This is a genomic window from Microbacterium sp. LWH13-1.2, assembly GCF_038397735.1.
Taxonomy (GTDB): domain Bacteria; phylum Actinomycetota; class Actinomycetes; order Actinomycetales; family Microbacteriaceae; genus Microbacterium.
Map to the genome: position 1 here is coordinate 1,667,848 of NZ_CP151635.1, position 19,972 is coordinate 1,687,819.

General features: G+C 67.1%; 18 protein-coding genes. 5 read left to right on the forward strand and 13 right to left on the reverse strand.

Annotated elements, in window-relative coordinates; all coding sequences use genetic code 11:
- Window positions 1-46: 46 nt before the first annotated feature.
- The 10 genes from MRBLWH13_RS07850 to hrcA all read right to left on the reverse strand — a co-directional run bounded on the left by MRBLWH13_RS07850 (window position 47) and on the right by hrcA (window position 8,667).
- Window positions 47-1,030: a hypothetical protein gene (locus MRBLWH13_RS07850; RefSeq protein ID WP_341957829.1), complete on the reverse strand. Its 984-nt coding sequence runs from the start codon at window positions 1,028-1,030 to the stop codon at window positions 47-49.
- Window positions 1,027-1,569, reverse strand: a complete 543-nt coding sequence (locus MRBLWH13_RS07855; protein ID WP_341957830.1) for a sigma-70 family RNA polymerase sigma factor — start codon at window positions 1,567-1,569, stop codon at window positions 1,027-1,029. Before MRBLWH13_RS07855 ends, MRBLWH13_RS07850 begins: the two co-directional genes overlap by 4 nt.
- A gap of 30 nt (window positions 1,570-1,599) precedes the next feature.
- A complete protein-coding gene (gene era / locus MRBLWH13_RS07860; RefSeq protein WP_341957832.1) occupies window positions 1,600-2,496 on the reverse strand; it encodes a GTPase Era in 897 nt (298 codons plus the stop codon).
- Window positions 2,489-3,784, reverse strand: a complete 1,296-nt coding sequence (locus tag MRBLWH13_RS07865) for a hemolysin family protein (protein WP_341957834.1) — start codon at window positions 3,782-3,784, stop codon at window positions 2,489-2,491. The genes era and MRBLWH13_RS07865 overlap by 8 nt, the downstream gene beginning before the upstream one ends.
- Window positions 3,781-4,239: an rRNA maturation RNase YbeY gene (gene ybeY, locus MRBLWH13_RS07870; RefSeq protein ID WP_056516826.1), complete on the reverse strand. Its 459-nt coding sequence runs from the start codon at window positions 4,237-4,239 to the stop codon at window positions 3,781-3,783. Before ybeY ends, MRBLWH13_RS07865 begins: the two co-directional genes overlap by 4 nt.
- Window positions 4,240-4,255: 16 nt before the next feature.
- Entirely contained in the window at window positions 4,256-5,281 is a 1,026-nt protein-coding gene (locus MRBLWH13_RS07875) for a PhoH family protein (protein ID WP_341958254.1), read from the reverse strand.
- A gap of 64 nt (window positions 5,282-5,345) precedes the next feature.
- Window positions 5,346-5,693 (reverse strand): HIT domain-containing protein, encoded by a 348-nt coding sequence (locus tag MRBLWH13_RS07880; protein WP_341957837.1) that lies wholly within the window; start codon window positions 5,691-5,693, stop codon window positions 5,346-5,348.
- 44 nt (window positions 5,694-5,737) lie between these two features.
- On the reverse strand, window positions 5,738-6,466 hold the full coding sequence (locus tag MRBLWH13_RS07885; RefSeq protein ID WP_341957839.1) for a 16S rRNA (uracil(1498)-N(3))-methyltransferase: 729 nt from the start codon (window positions 6,464-6,466) through the stop codon (window positions 5,738-5,740).
- 14 nt (window positions 6,467-6,480) lie between these two features.
- Window positions 6,481-7,596 carry a molecular chaperone DnaJ gene (gene dnaJ / locus MRBLWH13_RS07890; protein ID WP_056307243.1) on the reverse strand — a complete coding sequence of 372 codons (1,116 nt, stop codon included), beginning with the start codon at window positions 7,594-7,596 and terminating at the stop codon, window positions 6,481-6,483.
- Between the two features lie 39 nt (window positions 7,597-7,635).
- Window positions 7,636-8,667, reverse strand: a complete 1,032-nt coding sequence (gene hrcA, locus MRBLWH13_RS07895; protein WP_341957842.1) for a heat-inducible transcriptional repressor HrcA — start codon at window positions 8,665-8,667, stop codon at window positions 7,636-7,638.
- 91 nt (window positions 8,668-8,758) lie between these two features.
- Here hrcA and MRBLWH13_RS07900 point away from each other — a divergent pair, with 91 nt between their 5' ends.
- The gene (locus MRBLWH13_RS07900; RefSeq protein ID WP_341957844.1) at window positions 8,759-10,174 is read left to right on the forward strand and encodes a carboxylesterase family protein; all 1,416 of its coding nucleotides are present in this window, start codon (window positions 8,759-8,761) and stop codon (window positions 10,172-10,174) included.
- Window positions 10,175-10,190: 16 nt separating this feature from the next.
- On the opposite strand, the gene hemW is transcribed toward MRBLWH13_RS07900, so the two are convergent.
- The 3 genes from hemW to lepA all read right to left on the reverse strand — a co-directional run bounded on the left by hemW (window position 10,191) and on the right by lepA (window position 14,003).
- Window positions 10,191-11,408, reverse strand: coding sequence for a radical SAM family heme chaperone HemW (gene hemW / locus MRBLWH13_RS07905; RefSeq protein ID WP_341957845.1), 1,218 nt, complete (start codon window positions 11,406-11,408; stop codon window positions 10,191-10,193).
- Window positions 11,409-11,424: 16 nt separating this feature from the next.
- Window positions 11,425-12,078 carry a DUF1990 family protein gene (locus tag MRBLWH13_RS07910; RefSeq protein ID WP_341957847.1) on the reverse strand — a complete coding sequence of 218 codons (654 nt, stop codon included), beginning with the start codon at window positions 12,076-12,078 and terminating at the stop codon, window positions 11,425-11,427.
- Window positions 12,079-12,149: 71 nt separating this feature from the next.
- Window positions 12,150-14,003, reverse strand: a complete 1,854-nt coding sequence (lepA, locus tag MRBLWH13_RS07915) for a translation elongation factor 4 (protein ID WP_341957850.1) — start codon at window positions 14,001-14,003, stop codon at window positions 12,150-12,152.
- 240 nt (window positions 14,004-14,243) lie between these two features.
- Here lepA and MRBLWH13_RS07920 point away from each other — a divergent pair, with 240 nt between their 5' ends.
- From MRBLWH13_RS07920 to MRBLWH13_RS07935, 4 genes are all read left to right on the forward strand, one after another.
- Window positions 14,244-15,227, forward strand: a complete 984-nt coding sequence (locus MRBLWH13_RS07920) for an ABC transporter permease (protein ID WP_341957852.1) — start codon at window positions 14,244-14,246, stop codon at window positions 15,225-15,227.
- Window positions 15,227-16,153, forward strand: a complete 927-nt coding sequence (locus tag MRBLWH13_RS07925; protein WP_341957853.1) for an ABC transporter permease — start codon at window positions 15,227-15,229, stop codon at window positions 16,151-16,153. The genes MRBLWH13_RS07920 and MRBLWH13_RS07925 overlap by 1 nt, the downstream gene beginning before the upstream one ends.
- Window positions 16,150-18,081, forward strand: a complete 1,932-nt coding sequence (locus tag MRBLWH13_RS07930; protein WP_341957855.1) for an ABC transporter ATP-binding protein — start codon at window positions 16,150-16,152, stop codon at window positions 18,079-18,081. Before MRBLWH13_RS07925 ends, MRBLWH13_RS07930 begins: the two co-directional genes overlap by 4 nt.
- Window positions 18,082-18,197: 116 nt before the next feature.
- On the forward strand, window positions 18,198-19,910 hold the full coding sequence (locus tag MRBLWH13_RS07935; RefSeq protein ID WP_341957858.1) for an ABC transporter family substrate-binding protein: 1,713 nt from the start codon (window positions 18,198-18,200) through the stop codon (window positions 19,908-19,910).
- The last annotated feature ends 62 nt before the right edge of the window (window positions 19,911-19,972 follow it).

A 19,972-nucleotide genomic window follows, 5' to 3' on the forward strand; every position in this document is an offset into this window, starting at 1 on the left:
TCTCCGAAGGTTCCGACTGCGGCCGCACCGCGCACAGCCGTCCGACTCATCGCACGAGATCCTCATCGACGTCCCACATCGTGTACGCCACGATCGCCCCGGCCGCGATCAGATCGTTCTCGATCAGGTTGGTCCGCTCGACGCCGATGATCCTTCCGGTGTCGAGCGAGAGGAGGACCACGTCGCTCGCAGCGCCGTCCGGAGTGATCACGCGCAGCCCCGCAGCCTGTCGTCCGAGGCGGTCGGTGGTCGTACCGAGCGCCGCCACTCCGTCCGAGTCCGCCAGGATCTCCAGCACCTGCGCCTCCTGCGCATTGGTGAGAGTCCACTGTTCGAGCACTGAGGTCGCCGCCGCCACGACCTCGGAGCCTGTCGGATCGGCGGGCATCCCGAACGCGGTCAAGACGGCCTCCAGGTCGTCGCGGGTGTCACCGAACACGTCGGGAACGGGCGTCGTGAACTGGCCGGGTTCGATGGGCAGATCGACGACGATCTCACCCGAGCTGCTGATCTCGGCTCCGACGTTCGCCGATGCGTCGGCCGGGTCGTAGGCGACTCCTCGCACCGAGACCATCCGCCCGGAGAGATCGGGCTCCCAGCGCAGAGTGTTGAGCTGAGGAACCACCTCAGTCGCCCCCGTGTTCCCGTTGATGTCGAGCCCCCATGTCGCCGAGCGCACGACGCGCTCGGGTGCTGCGGGCCCCTCCGTCGAAGCGAGCGTGGATTGCGCGGTGCTGAGCGCATCTGCGGTGCTCGCGCCCTCTGAGAAGTCGAGCGGAGCGGGTGATCCCGCCATCGCCGTTCCCTGGGGAACCAGGACAGCGACGGCGACGACCGCGGCTGCGGCTGCCATTGCCACAGCGGACACCCAGGCGACGGCGCGCCGGCGCTGAGGCCGGGGTGTCGCTGCCGTGCGGATGATGCGTTCTCGCGTGATCGCTGCCGCGGCGTCGGGCTTCGCGTCACGAGGCGTCACCGCAGGATCAGCCTGCGTCAGGACACGTTCGAGCAGATCACGGTCAGCCGTCATGATGCCTCCGCCCCGTCCAGTCCCAGCTCTTCTCGCAGCTTCTCCTCGGCCCGCGACAACGTCCTCCGCACTCGGAGACGTGGACTGCGCAGCAGCTCTGCGATCTCCTCCACCGCGAGCCCATCCCAGTACTTCAGCATGATGATACGCCGCTCGCGCCGGGTGAGGACGCCGAGAGCTGCCAGAACTCTGGCGCTCATCGTCAGATCAGTCGTCGTCGCGATACCCGACAACCCAGCCTGCACCGCGTCGACGACCGTCCGTCGAAGGGCCGACCGTCCTGCTCTACCCCTGATGACCCGATCCGCCGCGCGAATCAACCAGATCCGGTCTATCGGCTTCGCGGGGACGAGTCGCCCCCACGCCGCGAGAAAGGTCTCGGAGACGATCTCGGTGACCTCGGCGGGGTCCTCGACGACGCCTTCGACATGGTGTCTGACCGCTGCCCAGTTGGCATCGAACAGCCGGGTGAAGGCGTCGTTCCTGTGGGTCTCGCGGTCGCTGCCGCGGGCGCTCATCTTCGTCGTCCGCTGGAGCACCCGATCCGCGTCGCGTCTCGGTGTCGCACGTCAGAAGCCGAGACGACCCAGCTGCTTCGGGTCGCGCTGCCATTCCTTCGCGACCTTGACGTGCAGCCCGAGGAACACCCGGGTACCGAGAAGGTCCTCGATGCCCACGCGCGCGCGCCGCCCCACGTCGGCGAGACGCTTGCCCTTGTGGCCGATGATGATCGCCTTCTGGCTGTCACGCTCGACCACGATCGATGCGTGGACGTCGGTCAGGTCGGTACCCTCGCGCGGGGCGATGTCGTCGATCACGACCGCGATCGAGTGCGGCAGCTCGTCGCGCACGCCGTCGAGCGCGGCCTCACGGATCATCTCCGCGATCCGGTCTTCCTCCGACTCGTCGGTGGTGACGCCTTCGCCGTAGAGCGCTGGCCCCTCGGGCATGAGGGAGAGCACCTCGTCGGCGAGGACCTCGAGCTGGTCGTTCGTGAGCGCGGAGATCGGGATCACGGCGTCCCAGTCCTCGCGAAGCGCATCCACCTCCATGAGTCGTTCGGTGATGTCGTCGCGGCTGGCCGCATCCGTCTTCGTGACGATCGCGATCTTCTTGGCGCGGCGATATCCGTCGAGCGACGCGGCGATGCGGCGATCACCGGGACCGACCTTCTCGGTCGCAGGCACGCAGAAGCCGATGACGTCGACGTCGCCGAGAACCTGCTCGACGAGATCGTTCAACCGCTCGCCCAGGAGCGTGCGGGGCTTGTGGATGCCGGGGGTGTCGACGATGACGAGCTGCCCCTCCGGGCGGTTGACGATTCCGCGGATCGCCCGTCGTGTCGTCTGGGGCTTCTCGCTCGTGATCGCGATCTTCTCGCCGACCAGTGCGTTCGTGAGAGTCGACTTCCCGACGTTCGGCCGTCCCACGAAGGTCACGAATCCGCTTCGCGTCTGCTCAGTCATCGTCGTCATCTCTCTCATCTGCGGTCGATTCCGCGTCGTTCTCTGCTCGTTCGACGAAGACCGTCGCGATTCCGCGGCCTCGCCCTCTGGAGGCTCCGCCGGTGAGCGTCAGTCCGTCGACCGTCGCCGTGGCTCCCGGCTGCGGAACCTGTCCGAGCGCCTTGCCGAGCAGACCTCCTATGGAGTCGACGTCCTCATCCTCCAGTTCGAGGCCGAAGAGATCGCCGACATCCTCCAATGAGAGTCGCGCGCTCACGCGATAGCGTCCGTCGCCGAGTTCGACGACTTCAGCCGATACCTGATCGTACTCGTCGGAGATCTCGCCCACGAGTTCCTCGATGAGGTCCTCGAGCGTCACGAGGCCCGAGATTCCGCCGTGTTCGTCGATCACCAGGCACACGTGCACGGCGTCCCGCTTCATCTGCTGCAGGAGCGTCTCCGCGCGCATGGACTCGGGGACGAAGGTCGCCGGCCGCGAGATCGGACGGATGGATGCAGCACGCCACGCGTTCTCGTCTCGGAAGGCGAACAGCACGAGGTCCTTGAGGTAGAGCACTCCGACGACATCGTCGGCGTCGTCGTCGACCACGGGCATGCGTGAGACGCCGCGCTGCAGGAACAACGTCATGGCCTCGCTCGTCGTCGCTGTCGCGTCGACAGTCACCATCTCGGTTCGCGGCACCATCACCGCACGCACGAACTGGTCGGTGAAGTCGAAGACGGAGTGGATGAGGTCGCGGTCGTCCGCCTCGATCAGGTCGTTCGAGGCTGCCTCGTCGACCATGCTCAGCAGCTGCTCCTCCGACGTGAACGAGCTGCGCCCGCGCCCTGGAGTCACCCGGTTGCCGAGCACGACGAGACCCTGGGCGAGCGGCCCGAGGATGACGCGCAGCCCGCGGACCACCGGCGCATTCGCGCGTAGCATCCCCTCGGCATGGTGACGACCGAAGGATCGAGGACTCGCCCCGACCAGCACGAAGCTGATGCCCGTCATCAGCAGCGCAGCGGCGAGCATCGCCCACCAGATGTTCTCGAACAGGATGCTGAACGCGACCGTGACCAGCACCGCTGCGGCCGTCTCGGCGAGAACGCGGATGAAGGCGACGGCGTTGACGTGAGCGTCAGGATCGGCGGCGATGCGGGCCAGCTGCCGGGCGTTGCGCCCTTCTGTGCCCATCTCGGCGATGTCGGAGCGCGACGTGACGCCGAAGGCCGCATCGATCGCAGCCATGAGCCCACCGAACGCGACCAGCAGAACGGCGCCGGCGAGAAGGAGGGCCGCGGTCATCGTCGACGTTCAGACGCGGCGAAGCCCTGGATGAGCTCCTTCTGCAGTCCGAACATCTCGCGCTCCTCATCGGGCTCGGCGTGGTCGAACCCGAGCAGGTGGAGAAGGCCGTGCGTGGTCAGCAGGATCAGCTCGTCCATCAGCGTGTGACCGGCCGCCTGAGCCTGTGCCTCGGCGACCTGCGGGCACAGCACGATGTCTCCGAGCAGCCCGGGGGCCGTGGGGCGATCCTCGGTGCCGGGGCGCAGCTCGTCCATCGGAAAACTGAGCACGTCCGTGGGGCCGGGCTCGTCCATCCACTGCACGTGGAGTGCTTCCATGGCGCCCTCGTCGACGAGCACGATCGCGACCTCGGCATCAGGGCTGACATGCATCTGCGCGAGGTTGAAGTCGGTCAGTCGCTGCAGCACCGTCTCGTCGACATCGATGGCCGACTCGTTGTTGATCTCGATCATGGCTGTGCTCGTTTCATCAGGAGAGGCCGCGTTTCGGCATCCGGTCCCGGGGTCCTGGTCGTTGTGCACCTCGGCGGTCGGCGCGATTGGCGAACTCGGCAGCCTGCTCGCGCTCGAAGCGCTGAGCGGTGCGGCGTTCGTCGTACTCGCTGTACGCGTCGACGATGCGGCCGACAAGAGAGTGACGCACCACGTCCTCGCTCGTGAGGCGGGCGAAGTGGATGTCGTCGATGCCGTCGAGCACACGCGTCACCAGACGCAGTCCTGACGAACCCTGGGGAAGATCCACCTGGGTGATGTCACCCGTGACGACCATCTTCGAGCCGAAGCCGAGACGCGTCAGGAACATCTTCATCTGCTCGGGCGTCGTGTTCTGCGCCTCGTCGAGCACGACGAACGAATCGTTGAGCGTGCGGCCGCGCATGTACGCGAGCGGTGCCACTTCGATCGTCCCCGTCGCCATCAGGCGAGGGACGATCTCGGGGTCCATCATCTCGTTCAGCGCGTCGTAGAGCGGGCGCAGATACGGGTCGATCTTGTCGGTGAGAGTGCCGGGCAGGAAGCCCAGTCGCTCACCGGCCTCGACCGCCGGACGCGTGAGGATGATCCTGGTGACCTCCTTGCGCTGCAGCGCCTGGACGGCCTTCGCCATCGCGAGGTAGGTCTTTCCGGTACCGGCCGGGCCGATGCCGAAGACGATCGTGTTCTCCTCGATCGCGTCGACGTACTCCTTCTGGCCGAGGGTCTTGGGTCGGATGACCTTGCCCCTGGTCGACAGGATGGCCTCGCCGAGCACCTCGCTGGGGCGCGGGCCGCCATCATTGCGCAGGAGGCGCGCAGAACTGGCCACATCACTCGGAGCGAGATCGTGCCCGGCCTTCGTCATGGTCATCAGCTCGTCGACCAGTGTCTTCGCCTGCGCGACGGCGTCAGCGGCGCCCGTGAGCGTGATCTCGTTGCCTCGCACGAGCACCTGCACGTCGCGGTGCTCCTTCTCGAGCATCCGCAGCAGTCGGTCCTGGGGGCCGAGGAGCTGCACCATGGCGACACCGTCGGCGTAGATCTTCTCGACGGCGGTGTCGGATGCGGTCACGGAATCGTTTTCGTCAGAAGCCAACGAGCTTGTTCTCCTCGATGTTGCCGAGCACATGGACGTGCACGTGGAAGACGGACTGGGCGGCGCTCGCGCCGTTGTTGAAGATCAGGCGGTATTCGCCGTTCGCGTGCTCAGACGCGAGCTGCGCAGCCGCTGCGACCATCTCCGCGAGAAGACCGGGGTCACCGGCTGCGAGCTCCGTGACGTCGCGATAGTCCTCGGTCTTGGGGATCACGAGCGCATGCAGCGGCGCCTGCGGGTTGATGTCACGGATCGCGAACACCCGACCGGTGTCGAGCAGGATCTCGCCCGGGATGTCACCGTTCAGGATGCGCGTGAAGATCGAGGGCTCGGACATGATCCCAGTCTACTGATCGCAGCGCGGACGGGCCCGTCGCGCGATCACCAGCGACCGAGCGCCACGGACAGGACCGCGATCGCTGCGGGGCCTGCCGTCGAGGTGCGCAGCACCGTGTCGCCGAGCAGCACGCGTTCGGCACCGGCGTCAGACAGCTTCGCCAGTTCGTCGTCCGAGATGCCGCCTTCCGGACCGACCACGAGCACGAGGTCTCGCCCGTCGGGCTCGAGCTCCGACAGCCGGGTGGTCGCGCTCGGATCGAGCAGCAGCACGCGCTCGGATGACGCACGCTTCACGAGATCTGCGGTCGAGGCCGGGGCCGACACCTCAGGAACCCATGCACGATGCGCCTGCTTGGCTGCCTCGCGGACGATGGTCGCCCAGCGCTCTCGGCCTTTGACCGCCTTGGCGCCCTCCCACCTCGAGATGCTGCGGCTCGCCTGCCACGGCACGATCTCGTCGACACCGAGCTCGCAGGCGGCCTGCACCGCGAGCTCGTCGCGATCGCCCTTCGCCAGTGCCTGCACGAGGACGAGACGAGGACTGGGCGCGGGCTCTGCCGATCGCTCGGAGACACGGACCTCGACACGGGAGGGCGAGACCTCCTCGGCGACGCCGGTGAGCCACACCCCCGCACCGTCGCCGACGGTCACCGCCTCGCCGACGCGGAGACGGCGGACCACCGCGGCGTGCTTGGCCTCAGCCCCGGTGAGCGACACGAGGCCGCCGACCGCGGCATCCGACGATGATTCGACGAGGAAGTGCAGAGCCATGAGCGCCGTCCGGGTCAGTGCGAGCGGAAGCGGTCGCGGAGCTTCGAGAAGAGTCCCTGCTGGAACTGCGCCAGCTGGGGGCCCGGTGCCTTCGTCTTCTTCGCGAAGTCCTCGATGAGCGCCCGCTGCGCGGAATCGAGCTTGGTCGGGGTGACCACCTGGACGCCGACGCGCAGATCGCCGCGCTGGCTGCCCCGCAGCGGAGTGATGCCGCGACCCTTGATCGTCAGGACGTCGCCGGACTGCACGCCGGAGCGGACCTCGAGGTCGACCTCGCCGTCGAGCCCCTGGATCGTAGTCTCGGTGCCGAGGATCGCGTCGGGCATCGAGACCTCCAGCGTCGCCAGCAGGTCATCGCCGTCACGGCTGAACGAAGGATGAGGATTGACGGTGACCTCGACGTACAGGTCGCCGTTCGGGCCGCCGGCCTTGCCGACCTCGCCGGAACCGGGAAGCTGCAGACGCAGACCCGTCTCGACGCCGGCCGGGATGTCGAGCGAGACGGTGCGACGCGAGCGCACGCGTCCCTGGCCGCCGCAGGTGCCGCACGGGTAGGGGATGGTCGTGCCATAGCCTTCGCAGGTGCCGCACGGCTGGGAGGTGACGACGTTGCCGAGCAGGCTGCGCACCTGGCGCTGCACGTGACCGGACCCTCCGCAGATGTCGCAGGTGACGGGCGACGTGCCCTCCTGACAGCACGAGCCGTTGCACGTCTCGCACAGGACGGCCGTGTCGACCTCGATGTCGCGGTGCGCACCGAACACGACGTCGCCCAGATCGAGCGTCACGCGGACCAGGGCGTCCTGCCCGCGCTCACGGCGAGACCGCGGGCGCGCTCCCCTGCCGCCGCCTTGACCCGCCCCGAAGAAGGTCTCGAAGATGTCACCGAAACCGCCGAAGCCGCCGAAGTTGCCGGCAGCGCCGTCTCCTCCGCCCATGTCGTAGCGACGACGCGAATCGTCGTCGCTGAGCACGTCGTACGCGTGCGTCACGAGCTTGAACCGCTCGGCGGCGTCTTCACCCGGGTTCACGTCGGGGTGGAGCTGACGAGCCAGACGTCGGTACGCCTTCTTGATCTCGTCGGTGGAGGCGTCGCGAGAGACGCCGAGTACCTCGTAGTGGTCTGCCACAATGGCCCTTCTGCGTGTGCTGTTCTCTGGGCGCCCGCGTCAGCGGGACGCCTCGTCTTCATCGAGCATCCGCGAGAGATAGCGGGCGACAGCCCGCGCAGCCGCGAGATTGCTCGGATAGTCCATGCGCGTCGGCCCCATCACGCCGACACGCGCCGTGCCGCTGGGTGCGGCGTAGTTGCTGGCCACGATCGATGCCTCGCCGAGGCCGAACGAGGCGTTCTCCGTGCCGATGCTGGCTGCAAGGCCATGTGAGTCCGCCTCCATCTCGCTCATCAGGCGCAGCAGGGTGACCTGCTCTTCGATCGCCTCGAGCAGAGGGTGGATGCTGCCGCGGAAGTCCTGCTCGCGTCGCGCGAGGGTCGCCGCTCCCGCCATCACCAGGCGCTCCTGACGGAAAGCACCGAGCTCATCGATGATGATCGTCGCGAGTGCCCGCAGCGCGACGTCGCCGGAGTACTCGTCTGCGGCGAGCAGGTTCTGCAGCCGCTCGGCCGCATCGCTCACCGCTCGCCCAGTGATGAGCGCCGACAGCCGCGCACGGAGGATCGCCATGTCGGCTTCGTCGACATCGACCGGCAGCGGCGCCATGCGCTGGGAGACCCCGCCCGCATCGGTGACGAGCACGATCAGCAGCCGGTTGGACGACAACGCGACGAGTTCGAGATGGGTCAGGTGCGCCCGTGCGAACGACGGGTACTGAGCGAGGGCGACCTGGCCCGTGAGCTGGGTGAGCACGCGGACCGTGCGCACCATCAGGTCGTCGAGGTCGGAGGGCGCCGTCAGGAACGATTCGATCGCCGTGCGCTGCGCGACCGTGAGCGGGCGCAGCTGCGCGAGGTGGTCGACGAAGACCCGGTAACCCTTGTCGGTCGGGACTCGACCCGACGATGTGTGCGGCGCGGCGATGAGCTCTTCGTCTTCGAGCAGTGCCATGTCGTTGCGGATCGTCGCGGCGGAGACACCGAACGAATAGCGGTCGACGATCGATCGACTGCCGACCGGCTCGTGCGTCTCGACGTAGTCCTGCACGATCGCGCGAAGAACCTGGAGGCCTCTTTCACTGACCATCGCAACTCCCTCCCTCTGGCACTCACTGGGTACGAGTGCCAATTCTACCCGCCGATGCGGGTGCCGCGCTGATCCCCCTACGATGACGGGTATGAGTGTCGCGCCGCAGGCCACCGTGTCCACCGGAATCGTGCGGGGCGAAGCGATCGACGGCGTGCGTCGCTACCTCGGCATCCCGTACGCCGCCGCCCCGTTCGGGCCCAACCGCTTTCGTGCGCCGCAGCCCGCTCCCGCGTGGGAGGGCGTCCGAGACGCCACGGCATTCGGTCCGACGGCTCCTCAGCATCCGTACCCCGGCGCGATCGGCGACCTTCTGGGTTCGGTCGAGATCCCGGGAGATGAGATCCTCTCGGTCAACGTCTGGGCGCCTGATGATGCCGCGGGCGCGCCCGTCGTCCTCTGGATCCATGGCGGTGCGCTCGAGCGGGGAACCGCCGCACTCCCCCTCTACGACGGGGCCGCGTTCGCCCGAGCCGGGATCGTGTTCGCGTCGATCAACTACCGTCTGGGCTCCGAGGGCTTCTCGGTGCTCGACGGTGCCCCTCGGAATCTCGGCCTGCAGGACGCCGCGGCCGGACTCGCCTGGGTGCACGGCGAGATCGCCTCGTTCGGCGGCGACCCGTCGCAGATCACGGCCATGGGCGAATCTGCCGGGGGCGCGATCGTCGCCGGCCTGCTCGCGAACCCCTCGTCGCGCTCGCTGATCGCGCGGGCGATCATCGAATCCGGACCGCTCGAGGCGCAGACCGCGAAGAAGGCGGGCCGCGTCACGGCGCAGCTGGCGAAGAGGCTCGGCATCAGAGCCGACCGCGCGGGCTTCCTCGACGCGTCTCCTGCGAAGCTGCTCCATGCGCGCAGGCGACAGGCCGCCGGTTCGTCGCCGCTGGGCGGGGCGCCCGGGTTCCAGTTCGCGGTGGATGCCGATTCGCTTCCGCGGTCGCCGCACGAGGTCCTCGCCGACACCGAGGTCCCGCTTCTCATCGGGAGCAACACGGACGAGTATCGTCTCTGGTTCCCTCCGGCAGCCCTCGCCGGAATCAGTCCGGCGAAGCTGCTGCTCGCACGGCTCGCCCTGCGGATCCCGAGGACGGCCGTCGCGGCATATCGTGCGACCTTTCCCGGAGCCTCCACGGGCGAGATCTTCGGCCAGCTCGCCACCGACATCATGCTGCGCGCGCCGCTGACCCGGCTGGCCCAGTCGCGCATGGCGCCGACCTATGTCTACGAGTTCGCCTGGCAGAGCCGGGTCCGCGATCTGCGTGCTGCCCACGCTCTGGAACTGGGCTTCGTGTTCGACCGACTCGGCGACCCCGAAGCGCAGCGGCTCGCCGGGACGGACGCGCCGCAGAACCTCGCAGACGAGATGCACTCGGCGTGGATCGCCTTCATCAAGACAGGTGACCCGGGCTGGCCGCGGTTCGGCCCCGAACGGATGACGCGCCTGTTCGACACCCAGACCTCGACCGTGGCGCAGCGACGCACAGAGGCACTCGACCTGCTGCCGTAGCGACCCCGACCCGTGGTCAGTCCGTGAGCTCGCGCACCACGGCGTCGGCGAGCAGGCGCCCATGAAGTGTGAGCTGCACGCGCCCGCGCACCGCGGCGGCGGGGTCGACGAGGCCGTCCGCGATCAGGCCGGCGACACGCGTGCGCTTGTCCGGCTGCAGGTCGGCGACCGCTATCCCTTCGCGGATGCGGCTCAGCAGCAGAACACGCTCGAGGGTCCTTGATTCCGCATCGGGACGCTCGGTACCGGCGGCCGGCGACTCCTCGGCGGCGAGACGCTGCGCATAGGCGGCCGGGTGCTTCACGTTCCACCACCGGAGTCCTGCGACGTGGCTGTGCGCGCCGGGGCCGAAGCCCCACCAGTCGCTCCCGCGCCAGTACGCGAGGTTGTGTCGCGAGCGCTGATCCACAGTGCGCGACCAGTTGCTGATCTCGTACCAGTCGAAGCCCGCCGCTGCGAGACGCGCATCGGCGAGCTCGTACATGTCGGCCTGCAGGTCGTCGTCCGGCGCCGGCACCTCACCTCGGCGGATCTGCCGCGCGAGCTTCGTGCCGTCCTCGATGATCAGCGCATAGGCCGAGATGTGGTCCGACTCGAGTGCGAGCGCCGCGTCGAGCGACGCCTCCCAGTCAGCCAGCGACTCCCCCGGCGCTCCGTAGATGAGGTCCACGCTGACCGCCAGGCCTGCGTCCTTCGCGGCGGCGACCGCTGTCGTCACGTTCTCGGGGCGATGGGTGCGGTCGAGAGCGGCGAGCACATGCGGCACTGCCGACTGCATGCCGATCGAGAGCCTCGTCACACCGGCATCCGCGAGGGTGCGGGCGACCTCGGGCGTCACCGTGTCGGGGTTCGCCTCTACCGTGACCTCGGCGCCGTCGACGAGCCCGAACGCCTCGGTCGCCGCACCCAGCATCCGGGCGAGATCCCCAGCGGGCAGAAGCGTCGGGGTGCCTCCGCCGAAGAACACGGTGTCCATCGGGCGCAGCGCGCCCGCATCCGCGAGAACGTGCTTCGCCAGATCGATCTCGGCGATCAGCGTCGAGGCGTAATCCTCCTGCTTCGCACCGCGAAGCTCGCCGGACGTGTAGGTGTTGAAGTCGCAGTAGCCGCAGCGCACCCGGCAGAAGGGGACGTGCAGATAGGCCGAGAACGGCACAGCCGGGTCGATCGCGAGATCGGACGGAAGGCGTCCGTCAGCCGGTGCCGGATCACCCAGGGGAAGGGGCCCGGCCATCAGAGAACTACGGCCATCAGACCGGAGTCGCGTAGAGCGGAGAGATCGCCCGCAGGTAGCGTGCGAACAGCTCGCGGCGGCGGCGCTTCACGAGCGCGGGAACGACGCGGTACAGCAGGGAGTTGGGCGCATCGAATGCGCGCACCGAGAACCACACCTCGTCGTTGTCCTCGCGCCAGTCGATGTCGAAGGATTCCTCACCGCGCACGACGGAGCCGCCGACCGTGCCCAGCACGAACCCGATGCGGCGCTTCTCCTCGGTGACCGAGATCACGCGGAGTTCGGCATCCGCCCGCATCCCGCTCACACGCCCGTGCAGGCGGAGCGTCATCCCCGGCCCCGCGAACGGAGTGCCCTCGGCATCGAAGCGCTGCTCGACGTCGGTCTTGCTCGGGGCGATCGGGTTGCCCTCCGCATCGAAGCTCACTCCGGCGTAGGCGGGGCCCGGTGCCGGGCGGACATCCTCGACGCTCAGGCCCGAGGCGCGCTGCGCCGTCCAGGTCAGGAGCGATTCACCGGCGGACTGGAAGCGTTCGATGCCGCTGCCGATCCGCCAGGAGTTCTCCGCCGGGAGGCTGCGCTCCGGCGGGTACTGCATCAGATCGGGCGCGTGGGTCGCACCCACGGCCGCATAGTCCACCGTGTCGTCTCGGAAAGTCCCGCGCCGCATGATTTCCAGCCTACTTCCCGTTCCCTGGACGGTCACCCCTCACGCGCCGAGCATGCCCGGCTCGTGGGCTTCTACTTCTTGTCCTTGCCCTCGACGTCGCCGGAGAGCGCGGCGATGAACGCCTCCTGCGGCACCTCGACACGGCCCACCATCTTCATGCGCTTCTTGCCCTCTTTCTGCTTCTCGAGGAGCTTGCGCTTGCGGCTGATGTCACCGCCGTAGCACTTGGCGAGCACGTCCTTGCGCAGCGCCCTGATCGTCTCGCGGGCGATGATCCTGGCGCCGATGGCGGCCTGGATCGGCACCTCGAAGTTCTGGCGAGGGATCAGCTTGCGCAGACGCTCCGTCATCAGCGTGCCGTAGGCGTAGGCCTTGTCGCGGTGCACGATCGAGCTGAACGCGTCGACCTTGTCGCCCTGCAGGAGGATATCGACCTTGACCAGGTCCGCCTCCTGCTGTCCGGCGGGCTCGTAGTCGAGCGAGGCATAGCCCTGGGTCTTCGACTTGAGCTGATCGAAGAAGTCGAAGACGATCTCACCGAGCGGCATCATGTAGCGGAGCTCGACGCGCTCCTCGGAGAAGTACTCCATGCCCAGCAGTGCTCCGCGACGCGACTGGCAGAGCTCCATCACGGTGCCGACGTAGTCCTTGGGCAGCAGGATGGCCGTCTTGACCATCGGCTCCGACACCGAGCCGATGCGACCGTCGGGGTACTCGCTCGGGTTCGTGACCGTCACGGTCTCGCCGGTGTCTGAGGTGAGCACCTCGTAGATCACGCTGGGTGCGGTCGTGATGAGGTCGAGACCGAACTCGCGCTCGAGCCGCTCGGTGATGATCTCGAGGTGCAGAAGACCGAGGAACCCGCAGCGGAAGCCGAAGCCGAGGGCGACCGACGTCTCGGGCTCGTACTGCAGTGAGGCGTCGGAGAGCTTGAGCTTGTCGAGCGCCTCGCGGAGCTCCGCGTAGTCGCTGCCATCGATCGGGTAGACCCCCGAGAAGACCATGGGCTTCGGGTCGGTGTAGCCGGCGAGAGCCTCGGTCGCGGGCCTGCGCGCCGTCGTGACGGTGTCGCCGACCTTGGAGAGCCGCACGTCCTTCACGCCGGTGATGAGGTAGCCGACCTCGCCGACGCCCAGCCCCTTGGTGGGCACGGGTTCGGGGCTCGACACGCCGACCTCGAGCGCCTCGTGGGTCGCGCCCGTGGACATCATCTGGATGCGCTCGCGGGGCGACAGGCTGCCGTCGATCATTCGGACATAGGTGACGACTCCTCGGTAGGCGTCGTAGACGGAGTCGAAGATCATGGCTCGGGCAGGCGCGTCGGCGTCGCCGACGGGCGCCGGGATCTCCTTGACCAGGCGGTCGAGCAGCTCCTCGACCCCCACCCCTGTCTTGCCCGAAACCCGCAGCACGTCCTCCGGCTTGCCGCCGATGAGGGATGCCAGCTCCTTGGCGTACTTGTCGGGATCGGCCGCCGGCAGATCGATCTTGTTCAGCACCGGGATGATGTGCAGATCGTTCTCGAGAGCCAGATAGAGGTTCGCGAGCGTCTGGGCCTCGATGCCCTGTGCGGCGTCGACGAGCAGGATCGCTCCCTCGCACGCGGCGAGAGAGCGGGACACCTCATACGTGAAGTCGACGTGGCCGGGGGTGTCGATCATGTTGAGCGCGAAGGTCTCGCCATCGATCTCCCACGGCATCCGCACGGCCTGGCTCTTGATCGTGATGCCGCGCTCGCGCTCGATGTCCATGCGGTCGAGGTACTGGGCGCGCATGTCACGGTCCGAGACCACGCCGGTGATCTGGAGCATGCGGTCGGCGAGGGTCGACTTGCCGTGATCGATGTGCGCGATGATGCAGAAATTGCGGATCTGCTTCGCAGGCGTCGCGGCAGGCTGAAGAGGAGTGAGGGCGCGTGGTGACATGTCCCGTCGATTCTACGGTGAGGCGAGGCTTATGCTCGCTTCGGCCGATCCGGTGATATTCTGCCGAGGTTGCCCGGGAGCCATCCGTGACACCGGATCCCGTGAGCGATAAGACTCCGTCACAGACCACGTGCAGGCGTCGTGTCGCGCAGATCGGCAGATGGTGATTGACTGTCTTCCCGGCTCAGCGTTGCGTCGGCGGATCCCGCGCGCGCCTGTAGAAGAGAAAGAATCATCACCTTGATCAAGTATCTGTTGCGCCGCCTGTTCGGTTGGGTGCTGATGATCGTCATCGCGACGAACATCACCTACTTCCTCGCGTGGCTCTATCTCGACCCGGAGAACAACTACGTCGGGCGGCGTCCTCCACTGTCGGCGGATCAGATCGACAACCTCCTGCGTCCGCGCAACCTGAGCGAGTCGGTACCTCTCATCGAGCGGTGGTGGACGTGGTTGTCCAACATCCTCTTCCACTGGAACTGGGGTCTCAGCCCCACGGGTGAGTCCGTCAACGAGCAGGTCGCCTACCGCGTCTGGATCAGTGCCGAGCTCGTGCTCGGTGCGACGATCATCACGACGATCCTCGGCATCGCCCTCGGCGTGTACACCGCTTCGCGGCAGTACAAACTCGCCGACCGTATCGGTCAGGGCACCAGCATCATCACGATGAACATCCCCACGGTGGTCGCAGGCTTCGCCCTGGTCCTCCTGGCGATCAACTTCAACAACGCCGTCGGCACGACGGTCTTCTACGTGGTGGGTTCGTCCAGTCAGGGGGTGGAGGGCTTCTTCCCCGTCCTCATAGATGTGCTGCAGCATCTGACGCTCCCCACATTGGGCCTCGTGCTCACGGGATATGCGTCCATCCACTTCCTGCAGCGCTCGCTGCTGCTCGACAACATCAAGGCCGACTACGTGCGCACGGCGCGCGCGAAGGGCCTGACCAAGCAGCAGGCGATCCGCAAGCACGCGCTGCGGACATCGCTGATCCCGGTCACGACGCAGGTCGCCTTCACGATCCCCGCGGTCTTCACCGGCGCGGTGCTCACGGAGACGATCTTCAACTGGAACGGAATGGGTCGCTACTTCATCCAGACCCTCAACAACAACGACATCCACGGCGTGGTCGCGGTCGCGGCATTCGGCGCCCTGATGACGGCGATCGGCGCCATCCTCGCGGATATCGCCGTGGTCGTCCTCGATCCGAGAGTGCGGGTGAGCTGATGGCTCTGGAAAGCATCGGGGTCTCCCCCGAGATCGCGGAAACGCCCGAACGTCCGAAGAACCGCAAGCGGACCTCCATGCTGACGCTGTACAGGCGTCGCTTCATGCGCAACCGCGGCGCGCTGATCGGCGTCGTGATCCTGGCTCTGCTGGTGGTGTTCGCGATCGTCGGGCCTCTCATCGCTCCCTATTCGCACACCGACCTCGACTTCCTCGCGCTGCGCCAGGCGCCCTCGGCCGAGCACTGGTTCGGGACGAACGGATCGGGCAACGACAACTTCGCCCAGGTGGCCGTCGGACTCCAGCGGTCCATGATGATCGCCGCGCTCGTCGCGATCGGCACCACGGTCGTATCGGCGCTCGTCGGCGCCACCGCCGCCTATTTCGGCGGCCGATACGAGCGGATCATGCTCGCGATCATCCACTTCATGATGGTGGTGCCGAACTTCCTGATCCTCGCGATGATCTCGAACGACGCCGGCGGAAACTGGCTCGTCATCTCGCTCGTGATGATCTTCGTCGTCGGCTGGTTCTTCCCTGCCCGCATCATCTGGACGCTCTCGCTCTCGATCCGCGAGCGCGAGTACGTGCACGCCGCACGGTACGCCGGTCTCTCGGGCATGCGCATCGTCATCCGCCACATGCTGCCGAACATCGGTTCGCTGCTCGTGATCAACTTCACGCTCGGCGTCGTCTCGGCCGTGCTCACCGAGACCGCGCTCTCGTTCCTCGGCTTCGGTGTGAAGCTGCCGGATGTCTCGCTCGGTGCGCTCATCGGGTACGGCTCCAGCACGCTCGTGAGCGCTCCGTGGCTGTTCTACTTCCCCGCGGCGGCGCTGACGCTGCTCACCGTCTCGATGGCTCTCATCGCCGACGGTCTGCGCGACGCCCTCGATCCGACCTCGGCGGCTGGAGGTCGCGCATGAGTACTGTTCTGTCCGTCCGCGACCTCAAGGTCAGCTTCCCGTCCGAAGCGGGCCGCGTCGACGCCGTGCGCGGCGTCTCGTTCGACCTCGAAGCGGGAAAGACGCTCGGCATCGTCGGCGAGTCCGGCTCGGGCAAGTCCGTCACGTCGCTCGCGATCATGGGCCTGCTCGACGACAACGCCAAGGTCACCGGATCCATCGTCTACGACGGCCAGGAGCTGCTCGGCAAGACCGACAAGCAGCTCTCGGTCATCCGCGGCAACGGCATGGCGATGGTCTTCCAGGACCCGCTCACCTCGCTCACCCCGGTTTTCACGATCGGCGACCAGCTGATCGAGGCACTGACCGTGCACCGCCGACTGTCGAAGAAGGAGGCCTGGGACCGCTCGGTCGAGCTGCTGAAGCTCGTCGGGATCCCCGAGGCCGAGCGCCGCATGAAGGCGTTCCCGCACGAGTTCTCCGGCGGCATGCGCCAGCGCGTCGTGATCGCGATCGCGATGGCCAACGACCCGAAGCTGATCATCGCCGACGAGCCGACCACCGCTCTCGACGTCACCATCCAGGCGCAGATCCTCGAGCTCATGGAGAAGGCCCAGGCCGAGACCGGCGCCGCGATGATGATCATCACCCACGACATGGGCGTGGTCGCGAAGACGGCCGACGACGTGCTCGTGATGTACGCGGGCAAGCCCGTCGAGCAGGCGCCGGTGCGCGAGCTCTTCTACCGCACCCGGATGCCGTACTCGATCGGCCTCCTCGGGGCCATCCCTCGCGTGGACAAGACCGAGAAGGTGCCGCTGATCCCGATCAAGGGCAACCCGCCTCTGCTGATCAACCTGCCGGACGCGTGCCCCTTCGCGGCTCGCTGCCCGATCGCGATCGACGCATGCCGTGAGCGCGAGCCCGAACTGCTGCCCGTCACCACGAGTGGCCACGCGAATCACTCTGTCGCCTGCATCCGCGCGAACGACATCGATGACGACGGGAAGATCGGCGGACTGCCGGTGTTCCCCGTCCCGGAGATCCCTGAGAGCTCGCTCGCCAAGGTGCCGCGCGAGGAACGACCGATCACGCTCGAGGCCGTCAACCTGAACAAGACGTTCCCGCTGATGAAGGGTGCTTTCTTCAAGCGCAAGGTAGGCGAGGTGCGCGCGGTCAAGGGCATCAGCTTCGACATCCGTCAGGGCGAGACCCTCGCGATCGTCGGCGAGTCCGGCAGCGGCAAGACGACCACCCTGCTGCAGATCATGGATCTCGTCACCCAGGAGGACGGCGACATCCGCATCGGCGGCACGAGCGTCGCCGACATCAAGAACCGGGCGGAGGAGCGCAAGCTCCGTCGTGACCTGCAGATCGTGTTCCAGGACCCGATGGGCGCACTGGACCCCCGCATGACGGTCTGGGACATCATCGCCGAGCCGATGTTCGCGATCGGTATGAGCAAGGACGACGTGTTCGACCGCGTCGAGGAGCTCATGGGACTCGTGGGTCTCGACCCGGCACACAGCGACCGCTTCCCGCAGGCGTTCTCGGGAGGACAGCGCCAGCGCATCGGCATCGCCCGCGCGCTGTCGACGAACCCCAAGATCGTCGTGCTCGACGAGCCGGTGTCGGCCCTGGACGTCTCGATCCAGGCCGGTGTCATCAACCTGCTCGACGAGCTCAAGGCCAAGCTCGGCCTGTCGTACCTCTTCGTCGCGCACGATCTCGCCGTGGTCCGCCACATCGCCGATCGCGTCGCGGTCATGTACAAGGGATCGTTCGTCGAGCACGGCGATGTCGATCAGGTGTTCGACGATCCGCAGCATCCGTACACGAAGGCGCTGCTCTCGGCGATCCCGATTCCGGATCCCGACATCGAGCGCACCCGCGAGCGGATCATCCTCCCCGTCGAGGGGTTCGACGCCGAGGCAGTCGCGGCAGGCTGACCGGCGAGCGATGTGCACGGTCCGATAACGGTTCCGTGTCGCAGGGGTTTCGCCCCCAACATGCGGGGTTAGTCTGCCCCTATCCCAAGTAAGGCCGACAGGCACTAAGGAGTACCATGAAACGGCATCAGAAGCTGATGGGCATCGCTGCTCTCGGCGCCGCCTTCGCACTCGTCATGAGCGGGTGTGCACCGGCAGGCAACGGCGGCGGCAACAGCGGCGAAGGCGAAGCTCAGACGGTCGAGGGCGCGGACTACAACCCGCAGCCCCGCGAGAACCTCGCAGAGGGTGGCGAACTCCGCATCCCCATCTCGAACATCGCCGAGCAGCTGAACTATTTCCACAGCGACGGCGACGCTCGCGTCACCCAGGTCGGAACGTGGTTCCGCCCGCAGATCCTGCTCATGGATCCTGACGGCACCGTCAAGAAGAACGACGCGTACCTCGACGACTACTCCTTCGGTGTCGAAGACGGCAAGACCGTCCTGCACTTCAAGGTCAACGAGAAGGCTGTCTGGAACGACGGCACTCCGATCGACGTCACCGCTTTCAAGGCCACCTGGGAAGCCAACAACGGCACGAACGAGGAGTACCAGCCGAACGCGACCGACGGCTGGAAGGAGATCGAGTCCGTCGAGGCCGGCGAGAACGACCGCGACGTCATCGTCACCTTCAAGGGCGAGTTCGCCTGGCCCGAGATGGTCTACTCGCAGCTCCTGCACCCCGCCGTCAACACGCCTGAGCTCTTCAACACGGCGTTCCTCGGCGACTGGCACCCGGAGTGGGGCGCTGGCCCCTACACGGTCGACAACTTCGACAAGACCGGCGGCGTCGTCACTCTCGTCCCGAACGAGAAGTGGTGGGGCAACGCTCCGCTGCTCGACAAGGTCTCCTTCATCCAGATGGAGCCGACGGCTGCGGTCAACGCTCTGCGCAACGGCGAGGTCGACATGGCCGAGACCGGCAGCGCCGAGCTGCTCGCTCAGGTCGAGGGCCTCGAGGGCGTCAAGACCTACAAGGGTCAGGCGACCGCGAACGCGATCTTCACGCTCAACTCGTCGAACCCCGCACTCGCCGACCTCGATGTCCGCAAGGCCGTCTTCGAGGCGATCAACATCGAGCAGGTCAAGGACATCGTCTTCAACGGCCTGAACTACACCGAGGAGCCCGCCGGGTCCCTCACGCTGTTCTCGTTCCAGCCTGACTACGTGAACGCTCTGGAAGAGGCCGGTCGCAAGGACGGCGACACCGAGGGCGCCAACAAGCTTCTCGATGAGGCCGGCTGGGTCGCAGGCTCCGACGGCATCCGCGAGAAGGACGGCGTGCGTCTGTCGCTCGTCTTCCCGGTCCACTCCGACACCGAGACCGCCCGCGCCCGTTCGCTGGCCGTGCAGCAGCAGCTGAAGGAGGTCGGCGTCGAGGTGACGATCGACACCCGTCCGTCCGCCGACTTCGCCGAGGACTACACCACGCAGAACGGTGACATCTTCTTCCTCAACTTCACGTCGTCCGACCCGTTCGGTGCTGCCTGGTTCTGCCAGCTGTACTGCTCGGACAGCGGCCTGAACCTGTCGGGCACCGGCACCGAGGAGATCGACAAGATGATCCACGACGAGCTCGAGACGATCTCCGACCCGGTCGAGCAGACCAAGAAGGCCATGGAGATGGAGTCCGAGATCTTCGCGAAGACCTGGGGCATCATCCCGGTCCTCAACGGCCCGGAGATCTGGACCGTCAAGGAAGGCCTCGCCAACCTCACGCCCGAGCCCTACGTGGGTCTCGACCTCTTCGGCATCACGCCGGTGGAGAACGTGGGATACGAGAAGTAATTCCTGCGAAGACTGACTCGATCAGTTCTTCGGGAAGCGGGGTCGGTGGTTCATCCACCGGC